A 24,000-nucleotide genomic window follows, 5' to 3' on the forward strand; every position below is an offset into this window, starting at 1 on the left:
CGCGCATTCCGCTCCGCACGTTTCGTCCTAGCCGCCGTGCCGCTGTCGGGCCGCGAGCGTGCCGAGCGTCTCCAGCGCGCGCTCGACCGCCGGTGTCCACGGCCGCCCGTAATTGAGTCGCAAATAGCGGCGGAAACCGCCGGTCGTGGAGAAGATCGGTCCGGGTGCAATGCTCACACCGTTCTCCATCGCCTCGCCGAACAGGTGCATCGCATCCATGTGCGGCGGCAGCTCGATCCACAGGAAATACCCGCCGCGCGGCGCGAATACTTCGGTATCCGTCGGAAAATACGCGCGCACGGCGGAGAGCATCTGCGCCTGGTGCGCGGCGAGATTGCGGCGCAGCTTGCGCAGGAAGCGGTCGTATGCGCCGTCGCGCAGGTAGCTCGAAATCGCCATCTGCGCGGGTACGTCGGCGGCCGGCGCGCTCGCGCCTTTGGCCGCGCGGATCTGCCGGACGAAGCGGCCGGCTGCGACCCAGCCGATCCGGAATCCGGGCGCGAGGCATTTCGAGAACGATCCGCAATGCAGGACGAGCCCGCTGTCGTCATACAGTTTCGCGGGGCGCGTGGGCGCCGTGCCGAACTGCAGTTCGCCATACACGTCGTCCTCGATCAGCGGCACGCCGCGCGATGCGAGCAAGTCGATCAGCGCGCGCTTGCGCTCGTCGGTCAGCGTCGCGCCGGTCGGGTTGTGGAACGACGTCATGAACCAGCACGCGCGCACCGGATGCGTGTCGAGCGCCTCGGCGAGCGCATCGAGATCGAGGCCCGTGCGCGGGTCGACCGGAATCTCGACGGCCTTCAGATGCAGGCTCTGAACGGCCTGCAGCACCGCGTGGAAGGCCGGCCGTTCGATCGCGACGATGTCGCCCGGGCGCGTCAGCGCCTGCAGGCTGAGCGTCAGCGCTTCGGTCGCGCCCGTCGTGATGACGATTTCCTCGAGCGGCAGCGACGCGCCCGCGTTCAGGTAGCGCAACGCGATCTGACGGCGCAGCGCTTCGTTGCCGGGCGGCAAGCCTTCGAGCAGTTTCGTGCGGTCCATGTGGCGCGCGGCCGACGCGACCTGGCGCCACAGGCTGCTCATCGGGAACAGCGAATAGCTCGCGAATGCCGAGCCGAGCGGCACGATGTCGTCGCATTTGAGCGAGTCGAGCAGACGGAACAGCGCATCGTCGTCGCCGGGTTGCGCGGCTTCGTTTTGCGCGGCGCCCGGCTTGCGCGGCGGATCGCGCGCGAACCGCACGTGCTTGTCCGCGACGTTCGCAACGAAATAGCCGGAGCGCGCCCGCGCGACGATCAGGCCCTCGCTTTCGAGCGCGTAGTACGCACGAAACACCGTGGAAGGACTCACGCGATGCGCGCGGCATGCCGCCCGCACGGTGGGGATGCGCGCGCCGGGCGCCAGATCGCCGCGCCGGATCGCGTCGGCGATCGTCTGTGCCAGCACCGCATAGCGCTTCATGCGCGTCCTCCCGGCCATCGACCTCGATGACAAAGAGTAGTACGGCAGCCGTCACGTGCAAGCGCGCCCCACATCGCTGATCCGTATGTTTTATCGGCGCTCTGATCCTGTTCTTTCGTTTGACAAACGGGCATCCTCTCGCAAGCTTTGTTCCCGCTGTCCGACCGATACGGAATTCACGCTGCCCGACCGCGAATCCGTGACGCCCGCGCGTGTCGCGCGAGTCCTTTTCTGCGGCGTCCGTACCTTACCCGGAAGTATCCAGCGTGACATTGAAGACCCTCGTCGCGGGCCTCGCGGCCGGCATCGCCCTCAATCTGTTCAGCGGCGTGGCCGCCGCAGCCTGCGTCAACAATCCGGCCGCCCAGCCGAACGCGACGTTCCCCGCCGCGCTGACCGGCAAGCTCGTCTATCACAGCTACGTCAAGTACGGCGACGGCACGAGCCAGTTGTTCCTCTACGATTTCTCGGCCCATACGCTGACGCAACTCAGCAAGAGCGCGTGGGGCATCACCGATCCGATGAACGGCGTGTTCAGCCCCGACGGCAAGTGGCTCGCGTTCATGGGCATCCGCAACGGCGCATGGAACGTGTTCATGCTGCAGCTCGGCGCCGGCACGCCGCCCGTCAACATGACGAACAGCACGGGCGCCACGCGCAACGAAGACCCGAAGTTCAGCACGGACGGCAAGACGCTCGTGTTCAAGCAGAACGGCGACGTCAAGCAGGCGACGCTGTCGTACACGAGCGCGGGCCCGGTGTTCACGTCGGTCGTGAGCCTGACGAACGCGCCGGCCGGCGCCGAATACTCGATGCCGTTCCTCGCGCCGGACGCGAGCGCCGTGTACTACGCGACCGGCACCGGCTCGAACATGGGGCTGATGAAGCGGACGATCGCGACCGGCGCGACCGCCGTGTTCGATCGTCCGGCCGGGCTGCAGACGTACTACCCGACCGTGCGCGCGGACGGCATGGTGTACTACGCGCGCTGGAAGGACAGCGGCGGGGCCGACCAGATCTATGCGAAGACGGCGGACCCGGCCTCGACGCCGAGCGCGCTGGCGCTCAACGACTGCATGAGCAACAACTCGGATCCGGCGCCCGTCAGTGGTACGAACTACCTGTTCTTCTCGTCGACGACGGCCGGTGGTTATCAGCTCTATGTGGGCGACGTGACGACCGGCCAGCGCTGGAGCCTGTCGCAGTTCGGCGTGAATGCCGATGCGACGAAGGCGAAGCTCGGCGCGAACTACTACGGCGGCGCGGCCGCGGCACGCACGCTGCTGTCGCAGGGACGGCCGGCCGCGGCGTCGGCAAGCTACAACGCATCGCTCACGCCGGACAAGGCATTCGACGGCAACACGACGAGCACGCGCTGGGATTCGCCGGAAGGCACTGGCGTCGATCCGCAATGGATCTCCGTCGATCTCGGCGCGACGAAGACCATCAGCAGCATCGATCTGTACTGGGATGCGGGCGCGCTCGTCTACCAGATCCAGACGTCGAACGACAACGCGAACTGGACGACGATCTACTCGACGAGCAACGGCGGTTCATATAGCCACGTCACGCTGCCGAATCTCAACGGAAGCGGCCGCTACGTGCGGATGCTCGGCACCAAGCGGGCGACGCAGTGGGGGTATTCGCTCTATGAAATGCAGGTGTGGGGATCGTAAGGGCAAGGAAAAAAGCGACCTTCGAGGTCGCTTTTTTGCTTCATGCACCGCCCGCCTCACGCATGCAGCACACGCGCCGGAAACGCCGGCCCAGCACTTACCGCGCCCTGCGCGAGCGGCGCCACCTGCTTGCGTCGCTCACGCGTCGGCGCGACGCCGAACGCATCGCGATAGCTCTTGCTGAAGTGGCATGCCGACTGGAAGCCGCACGCCATCGTGATATGCATGATCGACATGTCGGTCTGGAGCAGCAGCTCGCGCGCACGGCGCAGCCGCAGCGTCAGGTAGTAATGCGTCGGCGTCATCCCGAGATGCTCGCGGAAGAGGCGCTGCAATTGCCGCTGCGACATGTTCGCGAGCCGCGCGAGCTCCTCGCGCGACAGCGGCTCCTCGATGTTGTTCTCCATCAGCGAGATCACTTCGAACAGCGACTTGTTCGCCGAGCCGAGGCGGGCGACGAGCGGCATGCGCTGCTGTGCGCTCGTGTCGCGCACGTGTTCGACGATGAACTGCTCGGCGATCTGCGTGACGCGCGCGGTGCCGACGCGTGCGGCGATCAGGTTCAGCATCATGTCGAGCGGCGCGACGCCGCCCGTGCAGGTGATGCGGTCGCGGTCGATCACGAACAATTCCTTCAGGAAGCGCGTGTCCGGAAACTCTTCCTTCAGCGCCGACATGTTCTCCCAGTGGATCGCGCACGCGTAGCCCGCGAGCAGCCCCGACTTCGCGAGTGCATAGGTGCCCGTGCACAGGCTGCCGAGCGGCAGCCCCAGGCGCGCGAAGCGGCGCAGGGTCGACAGGTGGGCGGGCGTGGTCGCGCGCTGCACGTCGACGCCGCCGCACACGAATACGATATCCGGTTGCCCCACGCATTCGGCCGGCCCCGTGTCGACCGTGAGGCCGTTGCTCGCCGTGACCGGACCGCCGTCCGGGCTGATCACCGACCAGCGGTAGAGCGGCTGGCCGCTCAGGTAGTTCGCCATCCGAAGCACCTCGATCGCATTGGTGAACGCGATCATCGTGAAGTTCGGTAAAGGCATGAACGCGAAGTGGGACAGCGACGCTGTGCGGTCGGGCGACATGGGGAGCGTTCCTTGAATCTCTAATAGCTTTTGGCCCGGGGCACGAATCGGGCTGCGGTATTGTGTGAGCGAGTGCAACAAGCGTGCCATACGGCTAAACCCTAGCTCCATACGTTGTCTGGGCATCCGGCCGTTGCTGCACTGCACCGTATCCGGGAGAAGCCGCACGCGAACGTGCGGCAAACGCACTGCCGGTGTGCGTGTCCATAGGTGAACCATCGATACCGTTTCGGGCGCTCGTCCCGAAAAGCACGACCGGTCACTTGTACAAAACGGACGCGCATGGCGGAAAAGGCAAAGAACGCGTCTAAATTCATCAATCCGCCGAAAATCCGAACGACAAGAATAGAGCCGTCGGCAGCCTTGCACTGGACGAGCGGGAAACCCAGTGATGGCGGGCCTTGAGCTTCGGTTGCAGCCCTTTATTCTTCGTCACGGACGCACTATGTCGAACACTCAGCCTTTCTTCTCGCAGACCCTTGCCGAGCGCGACGCGCCGGTGCGCAGCGCCATCCTGAAGGAACTCGAGCGTCAGCAGTCGCAAGTCGAGCTGATCGCGTCGGAAAACATCGTGTCGCGCGCCGTGCTCGAGGCGCAGGGCTCGGTACTGACCAACAAGTACGCGGAAGGCTATCCCGGCAAGCGCTACTACGGCGGCTGCGAATTCGCCGATGAAGTCGAGGCGCTCGCGATCGAACGCGTGAAGCAGATCTTCAACGCCGGCTATGCGAACGTGCAGCCGCACTCGGGCGCGCAGGCGAACGGCTCGGTGATGCTCGCGCTCGCCAAGCCGGGCGACACGGTGCTCGGCATGTCGCTCGACGCGGGCGGCCACCTGACGCACGGCGCGAAGCCGGCGCTGTCGGGCAAGTGGTTCAACGCGGTCCAGTACGGCGTGAACCGCGACACGCTGCGCATCGACTACGACCAGGTCGAGGCGCTCGCGCACGAGCACAAGCCGAACCTGATCATCGCCGGCTTCTCGGCATACCCGCGCGCGCTCGACTTCGCACGCTTTCGCGCGATCGCCGACAGCGTCGGCGCGAAGCTGATGGTCGACATGGCGCACATCGCCGGCGTGATCGCCGCGGGTCGCCACGCGAACCCGGTCGAGCACGCGCACGTCGTCACGTCGACCACGCACAAGACGCTGCGCGGCCCGCGCGGCGGCTTCGTGCTGACCAACGACGAGGACATCGCGAAGAAGATCAACTCGGCCGTGTTCCCCGGCCTGCAGGGCGGCCCGCTGATGCACGTGATCGCCGGCAAGGCCGTCGCGTTCGGCGAAGTGCTGCATGCGGATTTCAAGACCTACATCGACAGCGTGCTCGCGAACGCGCAGGCGCTCGGCGAAGTGCTGAAGGCCGGCGGCGTCGATCTCGTCACGGGCGGCACCGACAACCACCTGCTGCTGGTCGACCTGCGCCCGAAGGGCCTGAAGGGCGCGCCGGTCGAGCAGGCGCTGGAACGCGCTGGCATCACCTGCAACAAGAACGGCATTCCGTTCGACACCGAGAAGCCGACGGTCACGTCGGGCATTCGCCTCGGCACGCCGGCCGGCACGACGCGCGGCTTCGGCGTCGCGGAGTTCCGCGAGATCGGTCGCCTGATCCTCGAAGTGTTCGACGCGCTGCGTGCGAACCCGGAAGGCGACCCGGCAACCGAACAGCGCGTGCGCCGCGAGATCTTCGCGCTCTGCGAGCGCTTCCCGATCTACTGATCGACCCACCCCACAAGAACAGTCACACGAGCGAGAGCAGATATGAGCACGCTGCATCAGGACAGCATCATCATCGACGGACTGAACATCTCGAAGTTCGAGAAGCCGGTGTTCGAGGACATGCGCAAGGGCGGCATCACGGCCGCGAACTGCACGGTGTCGGTGTGGGAGAACTTCACGAAGACCGTCGACAACATCGGCGTGATGAAGAAGAAGATCCGCGACAACGGCGAGCTGCTGACGCTCGTGCGCACGACGGACGACATCTTCCGCGCGAAGCAGGAAGGCAAGACAGGGATCATCCTCGGCTTCCAGAACGCGCATGCGTTCGAGGACAACCTCGGCTACATCGAGGCGTTCGCCGACATGGGCGTGCGCGTCGTGCAGCTTTGCTACAACACGCAGAACCTGGTCGGCACCGGCTGCTACGAACGCGACGGCGGCCTGTCGGACTTCGGCCGCGAAGTGATCACCGAGATGAACCGCGTCGGCATCATGGTCGACCTGTCGCACGTGGGCGGCAACACGTCGTCGGAAGCGATCGCGTTCTCGAAGAAGCCGGTGTGCTATTCGCACTGCCTGCCGTCGGGCCTGAAGGAACATCCGCGCAACAAGAGCGACGCGCAGCTGAAGGAAATCGCCGATGCGGGCGGCTTCGTCGGCGTGACGATGTTCGCGCCGTTCCTGAAGCGCGGCATCGAGGCGAACATCGACGACTACATCGAGGCGATTGACTACGTCGTGAACCTGATCGGCGAAGACGCGGTCGGCATCGGCACGGACTTCACGCAGGATTTCGCGAAGGAATTCTTCGACATGCTGACGCACGACAAGGGCCGTTATCGCCAGCTGACGAACTTCGGCAAGGTGATCAACCCGGACGGCATCCGCACGATCGGCGAATTCCCGAACCTGACCGCGGCGATGGAACGCCACGGCTGGAAGGAGTCGCGGATCCGCAAGATCATGGGCGAGAACTGGGTGCGCGTGTTCAAGGACGTGTGGGGCGCGTAAGCGCCCGCCGAGCCGAACCGCACCCGTCGTTTCAACATAAAAAAATCGGGACGTGCCAGCGCTTGCCGCGCGGGCACGCGGACGATGTCGCGCCTGCGCACTGAGCCGCGCGGCCACTTTCCTCACGGAGTCACCACGATGCAACCGCAACTGCCGATCAACGTCGATCCCGATACCGGCGTCTGGACCACCGACGCGCTGCCGATGCTGTACGTGCCGCGCCACTTCTTCACGAACAACCACGTCGCCGTCGAGGAAGCGCTCGGCGTCGAAGCGTATGCCGAGATCCTCTACAAGGCCGGCTACAAATCCGCCTACCACTGGTGCGACAAGGAAGCCAAGCTGCACGGCCTGACCGGCATGGCCGTGTTCGAGCACTACCTGAAGCGCCTGTCGCAGCGCGGCTGGGGCCTGTTCTCGATCATCGAGGCCGACCCGGCGAGCGCCCGCGCGAAGATCGAACTGCGCCACTCGTCGTTCGTGCTCCAGCAGCCGGGCAAGGAAGGCAAGCTCTGCTACATGTTCGCGGGCTGGTTCGCGGGTGCGATGGACTGGGTCAACGACACGACGCCGGAAGGCAAGGGCGCGCCGCGCGCGTACTCGAAGGAAGTGCAATGTGCGGCCGAGCATCACGACCACTGCATCTTCGAAGTGTCGCCGATCGCGCACTGATGCACTGACGCATTGATTCACTGAAGCAGAACAACACCCGCAACACGAGACATTCGAACGCCAGAGGTCGCCAGCGATGCGTTATCCCCACCTGTTCAAACCCATGCAGCTGAACCAGCTGACGCTGCGCAACCGGATCGTCAGCACCGCGCACGCGGAGGTGTATGCCGAGCCGGGCGGCCTGCCGGGCGACCGCTATATCCGCTACTACGAAGAAAAGGCGAAGGGGGGCGTCGGCCTGGCCATCTGCGGCGGGTCGAGCCCGGTATCGATCGACAGCCCGCAAGGCTGGTGGAAATCGGTGAACCTGTCGACCGACAAGATCATCGATCCGCTCACGCGCCTGGCCGACACGATGCACAAGCACGGCGCGAAGATCATGATCCAGGCGACGCACATGGGCCGCCGCTCGTCGTTCCACGGCGAGCACTGGCCGCACCTGATGTCGCCGTCGGGCGTACGCGAACCCGTGCACCGCGGCAACGCGAAGATCATCGAGATCGAGGAAATCCGCCGCATCATCGGCGATTTCGCGGCGGCCGCGAAGCGCGTGAAGGCGGCCGGCATGGACGGCATCGAAATCTCCGCCGCGCACCAGCACCTGATCGACCAGTTCTGGAGCAAGCGTTCGAACCACCGCACCGACGAATGGGGCGGCAGCCTCGAAAACCGCCTGCGCTTCGGCATCGAAGTGCTGACGGCCGTGCGCGAGGCGGTCGGCAAGGACTTCTGCGTCGGCCTGCGCATGTGCGGCGACGAATTCCACGAGGACGGCCTCGATCACGAAGCGCTGAAGGAAATCGCGCAGGCGATGTCGGAGACGGGCCTGATCGACTATCTGAGCGTGGTCGGCTCGGGTGGCGATACGCACAACACGATCGCCAACTGCATGCCGCCGATGGCGTTGCCGCCGGAGCCGTTCGTGCACCTCGCGGCCGGCATCAAGTCGGTCGTGAAGATTCCGGTGATGCACGCGCAGAGCATCCGCGATGCGGGCCAGGCCGAGCGCCTGCTCGCGAACGGCATGATCGACCTGGTCGGCATGACGCGCGCGCAGATCGCCGATCCGCACATGGTGATCAAGATCCGCGACGGCCGCGAGGACGAAATCAAGCAGTGCGTCGGCGCGAACTACTGCATCGACCGCCAGTACAACGGCCTCGACGTGCTGTGCATCCAGAACGCGGCGACGTCGCGTGAAGCGACGATGCCGCACATCATCGAGAAGTCGCGTGGCCCGAAGCGCAAGGTCGTGGTGGTCGGCGCCGGCCCCGCGGGCCTCGAGGCCGCGCGTGTCGCGAAGCTGCGCGGCCACGACGTCGTGCTGTTCGAGAAGAACGCGGAAGTCGGCGGCCAGGTGATGATCGCCGCGAAGGCGCCGCAGCGCGAGCAGATGTCGGGGATCATCCGCTGGTTCGACATGGAAACGAAGCGCCTGGGCGTCGACCGGCGTCTCGGCGTGGCCGCCGACGAGAAGATGATCATGGCCGAGAAGCCGGACATCGTCGTGCTCGCCACCGGCGGTTCGAGCTTCACGTGGCAGGTGCCGGCGTGGGGCGTGGCCGAAGGGCTGGCCGTCAGCTCGTGGGACATCCTGACCGGCAAGGTCGAGCCGAAGCAGAACGTGCTGCTGTTCGACGGCGTGAGCACGCATGCGGGCGCCGGCGTGGCCGACTTCATGGCGAGCCGCGGCTCGAAGGTCGAGGTCGTCACGCCGGACGTGAAGGTCGCCGACGACTGCGGCGGCACCACGTTCCCGATCTTCTACCGGCGCCTGTACGCATTCGGCGTGATCCCGACGCCGAACACGATGCTCGATCGCGTCTATGAAGAGAACGGCAAGATGATCGCCGTGCTGCGCAACGAGTACACGGAAGAACTGGAAGAGCGCGCGGTCGACCAGGTGGTGATCGAGAACGGTTCGTCGCCGAACGACGAGCTGTACTGGAAGCTCAAGCCGGAATCGGTGAACCGCGGCCAGATCGATCCGCACACGCTGTTCGCGGCCGAGCCGCAGCCGTGCCTGTCGGAAGAACTCGGCAACGGCCGTTTCCTGCTGTTCCGTGTCGGCGACTGCATCTCGATGCACAACGTCCACGGTGCGATCTACGACTCGCTGCGTCTCGTGAAGGATTTCTAAAAGATGAACCCGTCCTTCCTCATTACTGCCCTGTTGTGGCTGTCGGTGGCGGGGCTCGCGTTCGCGGTCGCGAAGCGCTCGTCCTACTGGCGTCTGGGCCGCGCGACGGCGCCCGGCTCGTTCGGCGTCGCGAACCTGTTCGCGATTCCGAAGCGTTATTTCGTCGACCTGCACCACGTGGTCGCCCGCGATCCGTACATCGCGAAGACCCACGTCGCGACCGCCGGCGGTGCGATCGGCGCGCTCGCGCTGGTGTTCGTCAACTACGGCCTCGCGATCTACTCGCCGTGGCTCGACAAGCTGATCTTCCTCGCGGCGCTCGCGATGCTGGTCGGCGCGGTGTTCGTGTGGCGCCGACGCGCGGCGAAGGACGTGCCGGCGCGCCTGTCGCGCGGCCCGTGGAATACGCTGCCCTGGCTGCTCGGTTCGTTCGCGCTCGGCCTCGTGCTGTTCATGCTGGTGCCAACCGGCGCGATGTCGGGTGCGTTCGCGGTGCTCTGCGCGCTGCTGATCGGCGTCGGTGCGTTCACGATGACGGTCGGCGCCGCGAAGGGCGGCCCGATGAAGCATGCGATCGCCGGCCTGCTGCACCTCGCGTTCCACCCGCGCCAGGAGCGTTTCGCGGCCACGCGCGAATCGTTCACCGGCAACGGCACGGCCACGCCGCCGACCGCGCTGAAGCTGCCGGACATCGAGCATCAGGAGTACGGCGTCGCGAAGCCGGTCGAATTCCGCTGGAACCAGCTGCTGAGCTTCGATGCGTGCGTGCAGTGCGGCAAGTGCGAAGCCGCGTGCCCCGCGTTCGCGTCGGGCCAGCCGCTGAACCCGAAGAAGCTGATCCAGGATCTCGTCGTCGGGATGGCCGGCGGCACCGATTCGGCGTACGCGGGCAGCCCGTCGCCGGGCATCCCGGTCGGCCAGCATCGCGGCGAGCCGAACGGCCCGATCGTGTCGGGCCTGATCGAGGAACAGACGCTGTGGTCGTGCACGACCTGCCGCGCGTGCGTGCAGGAATGCCCGATGCTGATCGAACACGTCGACGCGATCGTCGACATGCGCCGCAACCGCACGCTCGTGCACGGCACGGTGCCGGGCAAGGGCCAGGAAGTGCTCGCGAACCTGCGCGAGACCGGCACGATGGGCGGCTACGACACGGCCGCGCGCTACGACTGGTCAGTCGACCTGAGTGCGCCGGTCGCGCAACCCGGCAAGCCGGTCGACGTGCTGTTCGTCGCGGGCGAAGGCGCATTCGACATGCGCTACCAGCGCACGCTGCGTGCGTTCGTGAAGGTGCTGAACAAGGCGGGCGTCGACTACGCGGTGCTCGGCCCGACCGAAACGGACACGGGCGACGTTGCCCGCCGGCTCGGCGACGAAGCGACGTTCCAGCAGATGGCGAAGCGTCTGATCGGCACGCTCGGCACGCTGTCGTACAAGCAGATCGTGACGGCCGACCCGCACGTGATGCACAGCCTGCGCAACGAATACCGCGCGCTGGGGCTGCGCGTGACGGTCAAGCATCACACGACCTATCTGGCCGAACTGGCCGACAGCGGCAAGATCGCGCCGAAGGCGGTCGAGGCGCTGCAGGAGAAGCGCACGACCTATCACGATCCGTGCTACCTCGGCCGCTACAACGGCGAGATCGAAGCGCCGCGCAAGCTGTTGAAGACGATCGGCATCCAGGTCGTCGAGATGGAGCGCAACGGCATGCGCGGCCGCTGCTGCGGCGGTGGCGGCGGTGCGCCGCTGACCGACATCCCCGGCAAGCAGCGCATCCCGGACATCCGCATCGCCGACGCGCGCACGATCGGCGCGGACGTGGTCGCGGTTGCGTGCCCGAACTGCACGGCCATGCTCGAAGGCGTCGTGGGCCCGCGCCCCGACGTGCTCGACGTCGCCGAACTCGTCGCCGCCTCGCTGGAGTGAATCGATGAATACGATCAAACGAATCGATCCGCGCCGGCCGTTCATCATCACGGCCGCCGGCCTGAAGCGCATCACGCTCGGCGAGGAAGGCAGCGCCGATGCGAACGCCGCGCAGTGGTCCGCGCACGGTCATGGCGCAGCGGCCGCGAAGCCGCGCCGCGCGCTGCAGGACCCGAAGCACGTGATGCTGGTGGTCGCCCACAGCGAACGCGGCGCGCTCGACGACCATTCGCGGCAGGCGATCGCCGCCGCCGCGGTGCTCGCCGACGCGCAGACGGAAGTCGCGCTGCTCGCGTTCGGCGAATTGAAGGACGACGTGGCCGAACTCGGCGTCGACAAGCTGCTCGAGCTGACCGGCTTCGACCGCCGCGCGTTCGATCCCGAAAGCGAACTGCAAGCATTGCAGGCGTGTGTTGCCGCGCTCGCCCCGAAACACGTGTTCGTGCCCGACAACGCGACGGGCGACGGCGATCTCGGCCGGCGTTACGCGGCGGCCGCCGGCGCGAGCGTCGCGACGCACGTCGTCGAGATCGACGCGAAGCATGTGGGCGCGTATGCGCAGGCCGGGCGAGCGTTCGCGACCCGCGCGCTGCCCGACGTGATCCTGCTCGCGCAGAACGCGGTGGACGCGAAGCTGCCGTTCGTCGGCGCGGGCGAGCGCGTGGCGTCCGATTTCATCCGCCCGGCGCATGACGCCGCGCAGCCGTACCGCGATCTCGGTCTCGACGAAATCGACGCGGCCCAGGTCGCGCTCGAGGAAGCCGATTTCATCGTGTCGGCCGGCAACGGCGTGTCCGACATCGGCGCGTTCGAGCGGCTGGCCGGCGTGTTCGGCGCGGCGATCGGCGCGAGTCGCGTCGCGGTCGACAACGGCCACTTCACGCGCGACAAGCAGGTCGGCGCGACCGGCAAGACGGTCGAGGCGAGCGTGTACATCGCGTTCGGCATCTCGGGCGCGGTGCAGCATTTGCAGGGGATCAAGGACTGCCGCCACGTGATCGCGGTGAACCTCGACGGCAGCGCGCCGATCGCGAAGCGCGCGAATCTGACGGTGGTTGGCGACGCGCAGGCGACGATCGCCGCGCTGATCGAACAGGTCCAGGCCGCGCGTGCCGCGCGCGGCGAATCGCCGGCCGCGGTCGGCACCCGTGAACCCGAAGGAGTCGCCGCATGAACGCCCCCCGCTCATTGCAACGCATCGCGGTGCTCGTGTCCGTCGGCCGGCATCCGGTCAGCGGCATCGCGCGCTACAGCCGCAACGATGCGGCCGCGCTCGAAACCGGCCGCCAGCTCGCCGAGAAGCATCGCGCGACGCTCGACGTGATCCACGCGGGCGACCCCGCGAACGCGGCGCTGGCTGAGTATCTCGCGCTCGGCGCGCGGGAGGTCGAGGTGCTGGCCTGCCGCGACGGCGACGATGCCGTGCACGCGCTCGCCGCGCGCGTCGAAGGCTACGACCTCGTGCTGACCGGCACGCGCGCCGAGGGCGCGTACGACACCGGGATGCTGCCGTACCGCGTCGCCGCGGCGCTGGGTTATCCGCTCGTCGGCTCGGCCGTCGACGTGACGGTCGAAGGCGGCCGCGCGGCGGTCCGGCAATTTTTGCCGAAAGGGCTGCGACGGCGGGTCGACGCGGCGCTGCCGGCCGTTGTCGCCGTGCACCCGCTCGCGGGTGTCGAGCCGCGCTATGCGTATGCGCGGCTGCGCGCGGGCGCGATCCGGCCGGCGCTCGCGGCGAGCGGCGCGGACGCCGATGCGGCCGCGTGGACGGTCGGCCCGATCGAGCGTAAACCCGTAAAACTGGTCGCCGCCGAGAAGCGCTCCGGGCATGCCCGGATGCTGTCCGCGACGACGACCGAAAGCCGTGGCGGCAACGTCGTAAATGAAGGGAGTTCGGTCGAAAAAGCACAAGTGATCCTCGCGTATTTGCGCGAGCATCAGCTCATCGACTACTGATTTTGATGCCTGTCGGCAAGCAACCCAGGGATGCAAGGAATCCGGAGCAAACGATGAAAGTATCGGCAGACATTCGTGCACTGATCGAACGCCGCAAGGAAGGCCACAGCCTCGAGGCGCCGTTCTACACGAGCGAGGACATCTTCGCGCTCGACATGGAGGCGATTTTCCGCCAGCACTGGATCCAGGTGGCGATCGAACCGGACATTCCCGAGCCGGGCGATTACGTGACCGTGGAGCTGGGCAGCGATTCGATCCTGATCGTGCGCGACGACGACATGGCGATCCGCGCGTTCCACAACGTGTGCCGTCACCGCGGCGCGCGCCTGTGCAACGAAGACAAGGGCTCGGTCGGCAACATCGTGTGCCCGTACCACAGCTGGACGTACAACCTGACGGGCCAGCTGATGTTCGCCGAGCACATGGGCGAGAAGTTCGACCGTTGCAAGCACAGCCTGAAGTCGGTGCATGTCGAGAACCTCGCGGGCCTGATCTTCATCTGCCTCGCCGACGAGCCGCCGGTCGATTTCGCGCAGATGCGCGCGGAGATGGAGCCGTACCTGCTGCCGCACGATCTGCCGAGCACGAAGATCGCCGCGCAGATCGACATCATCGAGGAAGGCAACTGGAAGCTCACGATGGAGAACAACCGCGAGTGCTATCACTGCGTCGCGAACCATCCGGAGCTGACGATCTCGCTGTACGAATACGGCTTCGGCTACCAGCGCTCCGACGCGAACGCCGAAGGCATGGACGCATTCGCTGAAACGTGCGTGCGGCGCGGCAAGGAGTGGGCCGAGATGGGCCTGCCGTCCGCCGAAATCGAAAAGCTGCTCGACGTGACGGGTTTCCGCACGCAGCGCCTGCCGCTCGACCGTCACGGCGAATCGCAGACGCTCGACGCGAAGATCGCGTCGAAGAAGCTGCTCGGCGGCTTCGACAAGGCCGACCTCGGCGGGCTGTCGTTCTGGACCCAGCCGAACTCGTGGCACCACTTCATGAGCGATCACATCGTGACGTTCTCGGTGATCCCGCTGTCGGCCGGCAAGACGCTCGTGCGCACGAAGTGGCTCGTGCACAAGGACGCGAAGGAAGGCATCGACTACGACGTGAAGAACTTGACGGCCGTGTGGAACGCGACCAACGACCAGGATCGCGCGCTCGTCGAATTCTCGCAGCGCGGCGCGACCAGCAGCGCGTACGAGCCGGGCCCGTATTCGCCGTACACGGAAGGTCTCGTCGAAAAATTCTCGGCCTGGTACATCGGCCGGCTCGCCGAAAAAACCGGCGCGTAGTCGTCAGCGGAACAGCAAGCGGAGTTAGAAATGATGCGAGATGCGGCCAATTTCGAGCCGGCGGACAGCCGGGTGACGCACCCGGCCTTCTGGAACGCGCTGCCCGAGCGCTGGACGAGCGACGTCGAGGAAACGCTGGTGTGCTGCCACGTGCGGCAGGAAACCCACGACGTGAAGAGCTTCTTCTTCCGTTCACCGCAGGGCCGCACGTTCTCGTTCGAGCCCGGGCAGTTCATCACGCTCGAGCTCGACATCGACGGCGAGACGATCAATCGCTGCTACACGATTTCGTCGTCGCCGGCGCGGCCGCACACGATCTCGATCACGGTGAAGCGCGTGCCGGGCGGCAAGGTGTCGAACTGGCTGCACGACAACTTGCAGCCGGGCGCACCGGTGCGCGTGCTCGGCCCGGCCGGCGAATTCACGTGCGCGCGGCATCCGGCGCGCAAGTACCTGTTCCTGTCGGCCGGCTCGGGCATCACGCCGCTGATGTCGATGAGCCGCGCGCACCATGATCTCGCGGAAGATCGCGACATCCTGTTCGTGCACAGCGCGCGCACGCCGGACGACATCATCTTCGCGCGCGAGCTCGACCTGATCGCGTCGAACCACACGAATTTCCGCACGTCGTTCGTCGTCGAGCGCGTCGGCGCACGCACCAACTGGCCGGGCGTCACGGGCTTCCTGACGCTGCCGCTGCTGAAGCTGATCGCGCCGGATTTCATGGAACGCGAGATCTTCACGTGCGGCCCCGCGCCGTACATGAAGGCCGTGCGCGACCTGCTCGACGAAGCCGGTTTCGATCGCAAGCAGTATCACGAGGAAAGCTTCTCGTTCGAAACGCTCGCGCAGACCGCGAGCGATGAAGTGCTCGCCGAACTCGTGCCGCCGGCGGAAGGCGGCGACGCCGCGACGAAGCAGTACACGGTCAGCTTCGCGAAGAGCAACCGCGAGATTTCGTGCGGCTCGGAGCAGCACGTGCTCGACGCGGCGCGCCAGTCGGGCGTGCGGCTGCCCGCATCGTGCACGCAGGGCATGTGCGGCACCTGCAAGGTGAAGCTCGTGTCGGGGCAGGTCGAGATGAAACACAACGGCGGTATCCGCCAGCGCGAGATCGATCAGGGAATGGTGCTGCTGTGCTGCAGCAAGCCGCTGTCGGATCTCGTGATCGACAAGTAGTCGAAACGCGTCATCGGCTGTCCGGGCGCGTCGCGTCCGGACAAGCATCTGTCGGAAAACAACGATACCGCGGATTTGTGGTTGAAGAACCTAGAGAGACAACGCGCACGGTGCGCAGACCAAGGAGATCGACCATGAAATTGTTCGGAAAACTGTTTTGGACCGGCACCCTGTCGGCGATGGTGGCATTGAGCGCATCGGCGCTCGCCGATACGAAGCCGACGCTGAAAATCGGCTACGTCGAAGGCTGGGACGACAGCGTCGCGACGTCGAACGTCGCGGCCCGCGTGATCGAGAAGAAGCTCGGCTATGAGGTGAAGCTCGTGCCGGTCGCTGCCGGGATCATGTGGCAGGGCGTCGCGCGCGGCGATCTCGATGCGACGCTGTCCGCGTGGCTGCCGGTCACGCACGGTTCGTACTGGAGCGAATACAAGAGCAAGGTCGTCGACGTCGGCGCGAACTTCCCCGACGCGAAGATCGGCCTGATCGTCCCGGATTACGTGAAGGCGAAGAGCATCGACGACCTGAATGCGGAGAAGGCCAGCTTCGGCGGCCGCATCGTCGGCATCGATGCGGGTGCGGGCGTGATGCGCAAGACCGACGAAGCGATCAAGAACTACGGGCTGAGCTACACGCTGATGCCGAGCTCGGGCAGCGCGATGACGGCCGAGTTGTCGCGTTCGGTCGGCGCGAACAAGCCGGTCATCGTGACCGGCTGGGCGCCGCACTGGATGTTCGCGAAGTGGAAGCTGCGCTTCCTCGAGGATCCGAAGAAGGTGTTCGGCGGCGCCGAACACGTCGACAGCGTCGTGAATCCGGGCCTCGAAACCAAGGCGAAGCCGGTCGTCGCGTTCCTGAAGAAATTCCAGTGGAAGCCGGGTGAAATCGACAGCGTGATGCTGGCGATCCAGAACGGCTCGAAGCCGGAAGCCGCTGCGGATGCGTGGATTGCAGCGCATGCCGACCGCGTGAATTCGTGGACGGAAGGCGCGCAGTAAGCCCCTCGAAATACGTCGTACGAATCATCATAAAAACACGCCGGGAATGGCATGCAGGAATCCGAAATAATCAGGATGCAATGCGGCCATATCCCGGTTTTATTTTGCTGATTCTGCAAAAAAGCCCGTAAATTGTTACACTACGGCCCTTGTGCGGAATCATCTGCTTTGCATCGGACCAGAGTCAGCGCGAAAGCGCCAACTCTGATCGAGAGGAGGAATTGGATGAGTCAAGCAGGACTGCGTGCGAATCGCACCAGTGATGTCGAGGCAACGATCTCACATGATTCGACGGGCCACACGCTGCATCGTGGCCTGACCTGGAAAGACGCTTTTTGGGTGACGAGCGGCGTGCCGGCAGGCGTGCTGTTCACGATCGGCGGCGTATGTGCGACGATCGGCCAGCCCGCGTGGGCGATCTGGATCGCCGCGATCACGATGGGGCTGATTCAAAGCGCGACTTATGCGGAAATATCCGGGCTATTTCCCCATAAATCGGGCGGCGCGTCGGTGTACGGCGCGATTGGCTGGGTCCGTTACAGCAAGCTGATTGCCCCGGTTTCCGTGTGGTGCAACTGGCTCGCGTGGTCGCCGATGCTTGCGCTCGGCTGCGGCCTCGCGGCGAGCTATGCGCTCACGAGTCTCTTTCCCGCCAATGCGGCGGTGCTGCACTGGCAGCTCAAGGTGGCGGATCTCGGGTTCATCAAGCCCGGTCTTTCCCTGCGAATCAACGCGACGTTCATCATCGCGACGATTCTGCTTCTCATCACGTTCAAGCTTCAGCACAGCGGCGCGTCGAAGGCCGCACGTACGCAGCGCATTCTCGGCATTGCGTCGCTCACGCCGCTCCTGATCGTCGGCATCGTGCCGTTCGTCACCGGCGACGTGCCGATGTCGAACCTGCTCCCGCTGCTGCCGCTCGGTCACGACGCGCAGGGCAACCTCACGGCCGCGACGTTCGGCTCGTGGAACGGGCAGGGCGTGACGATGGCGCTCGGCGCGATGTTCATGGCCGGCTGGGCGTCGTACGGTTTCGAGACGGCCGTCTGCTACACGCGTGAATTCCGCGATCCGCGGCGCGATACGGCCAAGGCGATTTTCTGGTCGGGTGCGCTGTGTCTGGTCGTGATGACGCTCGTCCCGCTCGCGTTCCAGGGCGCGCTCGGCACGCAGGCGATGCTCGATCCGGCGATCGGCGACGGCACCGGCGTCGCGGCCGCGATGGCGAAGATCGTCGGCGGCGGCGCGTGGGTCGCGAATGCGGTCGTCGTGATGCTGATGCTGTCGATCCTGCTGATCGTGATGACGTCGATGATGGGTTCGTCGCGCACGCTGTACCAGGCGTCGGTCGACGGCTGGCTGCCGAAGTACCTGTCGCACGTGAACGAGCACGGCTCGCCCACGCGCGCGATGTGGACCGACCTCGGCTTCAACCTCGTGTTGCTGATGATGTCGGACTACATGACGGTGCTGTCGATTTCGAACGTCTGCTACATGCTGTTCGTATTCCTGAATCTTCAGTCGGGCTGGATCCACCGGATGGATCGCGGCAGCTGGGATCGGCCGTTCCGTTGCCCGACCTGGCTGCTCGTCGGCGGCGCGATCTGCGGGTACGCGAACCTCGTCTACGTCGGCGCGGGTGCGAACCTGCAAGGCGAAGGCACGCTGCGCAACGGGCTGATCGCGATGCTGCTGATCGTGCCGGTGTTCCTCTATCGTCACTACTGGCAGGATCGCGGCCGGTTCCCCGCGCAGATGCAGCGCGACATGGAGCTGGAAGTGCCGAAGCGCGCGCTGTGGCTGAGCCTGATGCCGTATGCGGCGCTGATCGGTGCGGGGTTGACGATCGGGTTGTCGTATTACTTCGCGTGGGTGAAGTGACGCGGTAATGCGTGCGTGTCGCGGCACGCGATGGCTTCGGAAACCGCACACGGGGCCATCGCGCGAAGCGCCGGCGCAGCACGCCGACAAAAAAGGCTCGACCGGTTACATGCCGGTCGGGCCTTGTTCGTTGACGCCGCGTTCGAGCGCGGCTGCGATCCGCTTACGGAAACACCACTGTCCGGTCGCCATTCAAAAACACCCGCCGCTCGATGAACGCCTTCACCGCGCGCGCAAGCGTGAGGCTTTCGACGTCGCGCCCCACCGCGAGCAGTTGCTCCGGTCGCAGCGCATGATCGACGCGCTCGACGACCTGCTCGATGATCGGGCCTTCGTCGAGATCGTCGGTGACGAAGTGCGCGGTCGCGCCGATCAGCTTCACGCCGCGCGCATGGGCCTGGTGATACGGCTTCGCGCCCTTGAAGCCGGGCAGGAACGAGTGATGGATGTTGATCGCGCGGTTCGCGAGCTTCGCGCTCGTCTCCTGCGACAGCACCTGCATGTAGCGCGCAAGGATCACGAGCTCGGCGCCGCTCGATTCGAAGAAGTCGAGCCATTGCGCTTCCTGCTGCGCCTTGGTGTCCGCCGTGATCGGGAAGTGGCGGAACGGCAGCCCGTGCTGCACGGCGAGCGGCTCGAAGTCGGGGTGGTTCGACACGATGCCGACGATGTCCATCTTCAGCTCGCCCATCCGCCAGCGGAACAGCAGATCCGCGAGGCAGTGCTCGAGTTTCGACACCATGATCAGCACCTTCGGCCGCGCATTGACGTCGTGGATCGCCCACTGGATGTCGCCGTCGTGGCCGCCGAGTCCGGCCGCGATCGGCCCGAATTCCTGACGCAGCGCGTCGATCTGCAACGTCTCATCCGTCGGATGAAAGACGCAGCGCACGAAGAAGCGGTTGCTGAGATCGTCGTCGAACACGTTCAGCGCATCGACGTAGCAGCGATGGCGATCGAGAAAGCCGACGACGGCGGCGACCTGACCGGCCGCGCTCGGGCACGACAGTGTCAGGACGAATTGATCGGGGCGGTGCTCGGCGGTCATGAGACTCCTCGGATGGCATGGGGCGCATGGCCGCGCGACGGCGCACGACAGCGCCGCGCCGCGCGGGTAGCGGGAGGCTCAAGTAAATCAGGACGATTCCGGGGCGGATAGAACCAACGCGCCGTGTGGCTGGTATCGGCGCGCCAGCGGGCCCGGGCCCGGGCCCGGGAGCGGGGAAGGGGAACGTGGGCGGGTGCGCTCCCTCAGGCCGCCGCGCACGCGTCGAGCAGCCAGCGCCGGAACACGTGGGTCGCGTCCGGCTCGGGCCGCTGCGGCGGGCGCACCAGGAAGTAGCCGCGCGACGTGACGACGGGCGCGTCGACCAGCTTCACGAGCTGGCCGGACGCGACGAGTTCGTCGACGAGCGGCGCCCAGCCGAGCGCGACGCCTTCGCCGAGCAGTGCCGCATGGATCACGAGCGCATAGCTGTTGAAGGTCACGCCGCGCGCGGCGGCCGGCGGTTCGAGCCCGTGCGCGTCGAACCAGCCCGACCACGACAGCCAGCGCTCGGGGCGCGTCGGCTGCACGTGCAGCAGCGGCAGCGGAAGCAGGTGGTCGGCCCGCGCGACGCCCGGGTGCGCGTCGCGGAACGCCGGCGAGCAGACGGGCGTGACGGATTCCGGAAACAGCCGCGCGGCCGTGCACGACGGCCAGTGGCCGTCGCCGAACAGGATCGCGATGTCGCCGTGGTCGCGCTGTGCGTCGTAATCCTGTGACGTGACGACGCGCACGTCGACGTCCGGCATCACGTGCTTCAGCCCGGCCAGGCGCGGCATCAGCCAGTAGGTCGCGAAACCGAAATCGGTGACGATCGTGAGCGCGCCGTGCTCGCGGCGCGCACGCAGCGTCGCGGTCGCGCCGCGCAGCGTGTCGAGGCTCAGCCGCACGGCTTCGTACAGGCACTGGCCGTCGGCCGTCAGCGTGACGCCGCGCGGGCTGCGTTCGAACAGCGGCACGCCGAGCTCGGCTTCGAGCTGGAACACCTGCTGGCTCACGGCCGGCTGCGTCGAGCCGAGCTCGCGCGCGGCGGCCGTGAAGCTCGCGAGCCGGGCGGCCGATTCGAACGCGCGCAGCGCCTGCATCGACGGTAACGGTTCGGATTTCGACATAAGTCCCTCTAATGGCCCCATAAGGGCCAGACGCCTACCCGCGCGAATTCGGGCGGGCGATAGTGCAGCGGACGGTGCGGCAGATGCGCGTCACGCGTCGCCGCGCAACGCGTTCCGCGATTCTAGCCAGCGCGGCCGCTACGCGCGGCGGTTTCTGCGGATCGCCTCCGTCATGCCGGACGTCTCGCTGCCAAAGCGGCGCGCCGTTCCATTCGAACACCGCTTTCCCCACGATCGCCGATGACGAACCCGACACCCAACATCCTGATCCTGATGGCAGATCAGCTCACGCCGTTCGCGCTGCCCGCGTACGGCAACCGCGTCGCCCGTACGCCGACGCTCGACCGGCTCGCCGCCGAAGGCGTGGTGTTCGACGCCGCGTACTGCGCGAGCCCGCTGTGCGCGCCGTCGCGTTTCTCGCTGCTGACCGGCAAGCTGCCGTCGGGCATCGGCGCCTACGATAACGCCGCCGAATTGCCGGCGCAAACGCTGACGTTCGCGCATTACCTGCGCGCGGGCGGCTACCGGACGATGCTGTCCGGCAAGATGCATTTCTGCGGGCCCGATCAGTTGCACGGCTTCGAGGAGCGACTCACGACCGACATCTATCCGGCCGATTTCGGCTGGGTGCCCGACTGGGACAGCCCGACCGAGCGGCCGAGCTGGTATCACAACATGAGCTCGGTGCTCGATGCGGGCCCATGCGTGCGCACGAACCAGCTCGACTTCGACGACGAAGTGACGTTCGCCGCGAAGCAGAAGCTGTACGACGTCGCGCGCGAACGCGCGGCCGGGCACGATGCGCGGCCGTTCTGCATGGTCGTGTCGTTGACCCATCCGCACGACCCGTATGCGATCACGCGCGAATACTGGGATCTGTACGGCGACGAAGACATCGACATGCCGGCCGTGCGGCTCGATGCGGCCGAAAGCGATCCGCATTCGCAGCGGTTGCGCTTCGTCTGCGAAAACGACCGCACGCCGCCGACCGACGCACAGATCCGCGCCGCGCGCCGCGCGTATTACGGCGCGACGTCATATGTGGACACGCAGTTCGGCAGCGTGCTGGCCGCGCTCGAGCAATGCGGGTTCGCCGACGATACGATCGTGATCGTCACGTCCGACCACGGCGACATGCTCGGCGAGCGCGGGCTCTGGTACAAGATGACGTTCTTCGAAGGCGGCTGCCGCGTGCCGCTGATCGTGCATGCGCCGGGCCGCTTCGGCGCCGCGCGCGTGCGCGGGCCCGTGTCGCACGTCGACCTGTTGCCGACGCTCGTCGATCTGGCCGGCGCGGCGCCAGCCGGCGGCTGGCCGGACGCGGTCGATGGCGCGAGCCTCGTGCCGCATCTGCACGGCGCGCCCGCACACGACGTCGCGCTCGGCGAATACCTCGCGGAAGGCGCGCTCGCGCCGGTCGTGATGATTCGGCGCGGCGACTGGAAATACGTGCATTGCCCGGCCGATCCCGACCAGCTCTACCACCTGTCGGACGACCCGCGCGAGCTGACGAACCTGGCCGGGCAGCCGGAAGCCGCCGACGTGCTCGCCGCATTCCGCGCGGAGGCCGCGCAGCGCTGGAACCTGCCCGAACTCGACCGGCAGGTGCGCGCGAGCCAGCGGCGCCGGCGCTTCCATTACGCGGCGACGACGCAGGGCCGCATCCACGCGTGGGATTGGCAGCCGTTCACCGACGCGAGCCAGCGCTACATGCGCAATCACATCGAACTCGATACGCTCGAGGCGATGGCGCGTTTTCCGCGCGTCGGGCGTTGAACGTCCCGCATCGCGATCATTGAAGAACGACGGAGGAAGCGAACCATGAAACGGCAACGCAATGCAGCATTCCGAAGAATCGGCGCGGCGCTCGCCGCCGCCGCGTGCGTGGTGGCGACGCAGCCTGCGTCCGCCGCCGATCCGCAGACCTGCGGCGACGTGAAGATGGCGGCGCCCGGCTGGACCGACATCGACGCGACGAACGCGATGGCGGGCGTCGTGCTAAAGGCGCTCGGCTACCGGCAGGACGTCGCGAACCTGTCGGTGCCCATCACGTACCAGGGGTTGAAGAAAGGGCAGGTCGACGTGTTCCTCGGCAACTGGATGCCCGCGCAGGCGCCGCTCGTGAAGCCGTTCGTCGACGAGAAATCGATCGACGTGCTGCACGCGAACCTGAGCGGTGCGAAGTTCACGCTCGCGGTGCCCGACTATGTGGCCGCGGCCGGCGTGCACACGTTCGCCGATCTCGCGCGCTACGCGGACCGCTTCGGCGGCAAGATCTACGGGATCGAGCCCGGCGCGCCCGCGAACCAGAACATCAAGCGGATGCTGTCCGACCACGCGCTGGGGTCCGCGAACTGGTCGCTCGTCGAATCGAGCGAGACGGGCATGCTCACGCAGGTCGAGCGCGCGGTGCGCGACAAGCGCTGGATCGTGTTTCTCGCGTGGGAACCGCATCTGATGAACACGAAGTTTCATCTGACGTATCTGTCGGGCGGCGATGCGTACTTCGGCCCGAACTACGGCGGCGCGACGGTCAACACGGTCACGCGTGCCGGGTTCGCCGGCCAGTGCACGAACCTCGCGCGGCTGTTCCGGCAGATGACGTTCTCCGTCGACGTCGAGAACCGGATGATCGCCGACATGCTCGACCACAAGACGTCGCCCGCGCTCGCGGCGCAGCATGCGCTGAAGGCCGAGCCCGCGCTGCTTGCCGGCTGGCTCGACGGCGTGACGACGGCGGCCGGCGCACCGGGCCTGCCGGCCGTGCGCGCGGCCCTCGACGGCCGCTGATTGCCTCCCTCCCGGCGGCCGGTTTTTACCGTGCCGCCGTCTACGTG

The 24,000-nt window shown here is 66.5% G+C and carries 18 protein-coding genes; 14 read left to right on the forward strand and 4 right to left on the reverse strand.

Annotation, left to right across the window (positions count from 1 at the left end; translation table 11 throughout):
- Nucleotides 1-27: 27 nt before the first annotated feature.
- On the reverse strand, nt 28-1,464 hold the full coding sequence (locus tag HWX55_RS00845; protein ID WP_175973205.1) for a PLP-dependent aminotransferase family protein: 1,437 nt from the start codon (nt 1,462-1,464) through the stop codon (nt 28-30).
- Between the two features lie 266 nt (nt 1,465-1,730).
- Here HWX55_RS00845 and HWX55_RS00850 point away from each other — a divergent pair, with 266 nt between their 5' ends.
- The gene (locus tag HWX55_RS00850) at nt 1,731-3,140 is read left to right on the forward strand and encodes a discoidin domain-containing protein (protein ID WP_175973207.1); all 1,410 of its coding nucleotides are present in this window, start codon (nt 1,731-1,733) and stop codon (nt 3,138-3,140) included.
- A gap of 56 nt (nt 3,141-3,196) precedes the next feature.
- On the opposite strand, the gene HWX55_RS00855 is transcribed toward HWX55_RS00850, so the two are convergent.
- Nucleotides 3,197-4,312, reverse strand: a complete 1,116-nt coding sequence (locus HWX55_RS00855; protein ID WP_175973209.1) for a GlxA family transcriptional regulator — start codon at nt 4,310-4,312, stop codon at nt 3,197-3,199.
- Between the two features lie 355 nt (nt 4,313-4,667).
- Between HWX55_RS00855 and HWX55_RS00860 the strand changes: the two genes are divergently transcribed.
- The 11 genes from HWX55_RS00860 (at nt 4,668) to HWX55_RS00910 (ending at nt 19,006) form a co-directional block, all read left to right on the forward strand.
- The gene (locus HWX55_RS00860) at nt 4,668-5,942 is read left to right on the forward strand and encodes a serine hydroxymethyltransferase (protein WP_089436937.1); all 1,275 of its coding nucleotides are present in this window, start codon (nt 4,668-4,670) and stop codon (nt 5,940-5,942) included.
- A 42-nt stretch (nt 5,943-5,984) separates the two neighbouring features.
- Entirely contained in the window at nt 5,985-6,956 is a 972-nt protein-coding gene (locus HWX55_RS00865; protein ID WP_050012295.1) for a dipeptidase, read from the forward strand.
- 138 nt (nt 6,957-7,094) lie between these two features.
- Nucleotides 7,095-7,628 (forward strand): DUF5943 domain-containing protein, encoded by a 534-nt coding sequence (locus tag HWX55_RS00870; RefSeq protein ID WP_175973211.1) that lies wholly within the window; start codon nt 7,095-7,097, stop codon nt 7,626-7,628.
- A 76-nt stretch (nt 7,629-7,704) separates the two neighbouring features.
- Nucleotides 7,705-9,768, forward strand: coding sequence for an NADH:flavin oxidoreductase (locus HWX55_RS00875; RefSeq protein WP_006488987.1), 2,064 nt, complete (start codon nt 7,705-7,707; stop codon nt 9,766-9,768).
- Nucleotides 9,769-9,771: 3 nt separating this feature from the next.
- Entirely contained in the window at nt 9,772-11,697 is a 1,926-nt protein-coding gene (locus HWX55_RS00880; RefSeq protein ID WP_175973214.1) for a (Fe-S)-binding protein, read from the forward strand.
- Between the two features lie 4 nt (nt 11,698-11,701).
- Nucleotides 11,702-12,871, forward strand: coding sequence for an electron transfer flavoprotein subunit alpha/FixB family protein (locus HWX55_RS00885; protein ID WP_175973216.1), 1,170 nt, complete (start codon nt 11,702-11,704; stop codon nt 12,869-12,871).
- Complete coding sequence (locus HWX55_RS00890) at nt 12,868-13,653, forward strand: drug:proton antiporter (protein ID WP_089489634.1); 786 nt, start codon at nt 12,868-12,870, stop codon at nt 13,651-13,653. Before HWX55_RS00885 ends, HWX55_RS00890 begins: the two co-directional genes overlap by 4 nt.
- A gap of 53 nt (nt 13,654-13,706) precedes the next feature.
- Nucleotides 13,707-14,948 carry an aromatic ring-hydroxylating dioxygenase subunit alpha gene (locus tag HWX55_RS00895; RefSeq protein ID WP_050012300.1) on the forward strand — a complete coding sequence of 414 codons (1,242 nt, stop codon included), beginning with the start codon at nt 13,707-13,709 and terminating at the stop codon, nt 14,946-14,948.
- A 30-nt stretch (nt 14,949-14,978) separates the two neighbouring features.
- Nucleotides 14,979-16,127: a hybrid-cluster NAD(P)-dependent oxidoreductase gene (locus HWX55_RS00900; RefSeq protein WP_175973218.1), complete on the forward strand. Its 1,149-nt coding sequence runs from the start codon at nt 14,979-14,981 to the stop codon at nt 16,125-16,127.
- A 134-nt stretch (nt 16,128-16,261) separates the two neighbouring features.
- Nucleotides 16,262-17,125, forward strand: a complete 864-nt coding sequence (locus tag HWX55_RS00905; protein WP_124594758.1) for a glycine betaine ABC transporter substrate-binding protein — start codon at nt 16,262-16,264, stop codon at nt 17,123-17,125.
- Nucleotides 17,126-17,350: 225 nt separating this feature from the next.
- Nucleotides 17,351-19,006, forward strand: a complete 1,656-nt coding sequence (locus tag HWX55_RS00910) for an APC family permease (RefSeq protein WP_175973219.1) — start codon at nt 17,351-17,353, stop codon at nt 19,004-19,006.
- A 163-nt stretch (nt 19,007-19,169) separates the two neighbouring features.
- Here HWX55_RS00910 and purU read toward each other — a convergent pair whose 3' ends face one another.
- The gene (gene purU / locus HWX55_RS00915) at nt 19,170-20,054 is read right to left on the reverse strand and encodes a formyltetrahydrofolate deformylase (protein WP_124503586.1); all 885 of its coding nucleotides are present in this window, start codon (nt 20,052-20,054) and stop codon (nt 19,170-19,172) included.
- A 203-nt stretch (nt 20,055-20,257) separates the two neighbouring features.
- The gene (locus HWX55_RS00920) at nt 20,258-21,163 is read right to left on the reverse strand and encodes a LysR family transcriptional regulator (protein ID WP_175973221.1); all 906 of its coding nucleotides are present in this window, start codon (nt 21,161-21,163) and stop codon (nt 20,258-20,260) included.
- A 240-nt stretch (nt 21,164-21,403) separates the two neighbouring features.
- On the opposite strand from HWX55_RS00920, the gene betC reads away from it, so the two are divergent.
- Complete coding sequence (gene betC / locus HWX55_RS00925) at nt 21,404-22,939, forward strand: choline-sulfatase (RefSeq protein ID WP_175973223.1); 1,536 nt, start codon at nt 21,404-21,406, stop codon at nt 22,937-22,939.
- A gap of 45 nt (nt 22,940-22,984) precedes the next feature.
- Nucleotides 22,985-23,953: a choline ABC transporter substrate-binding protein gene (choX, locus tag HWX55_RS00930; protein ID WP_175973225.1), complete on the forward strand. Its 969-nt coding sequence runs from the start codon at nt 22,985-22,987 to the stop codon at nt 23,951-23,953.
- Nucleotides 23,954-24,000 lie beyond the last annotated feature (47 nt).

This window comes from Burkholderia sp. BCC1047 (assembly GCF_902833155.1).
GTDB classification, from domain to species: domain Bacteria; phylum Pseudomonadota; class Gammaproteobacteria; order Burkholderiales; family Burkholderiaceae; genus Burkholderia; species Burkholderia sola.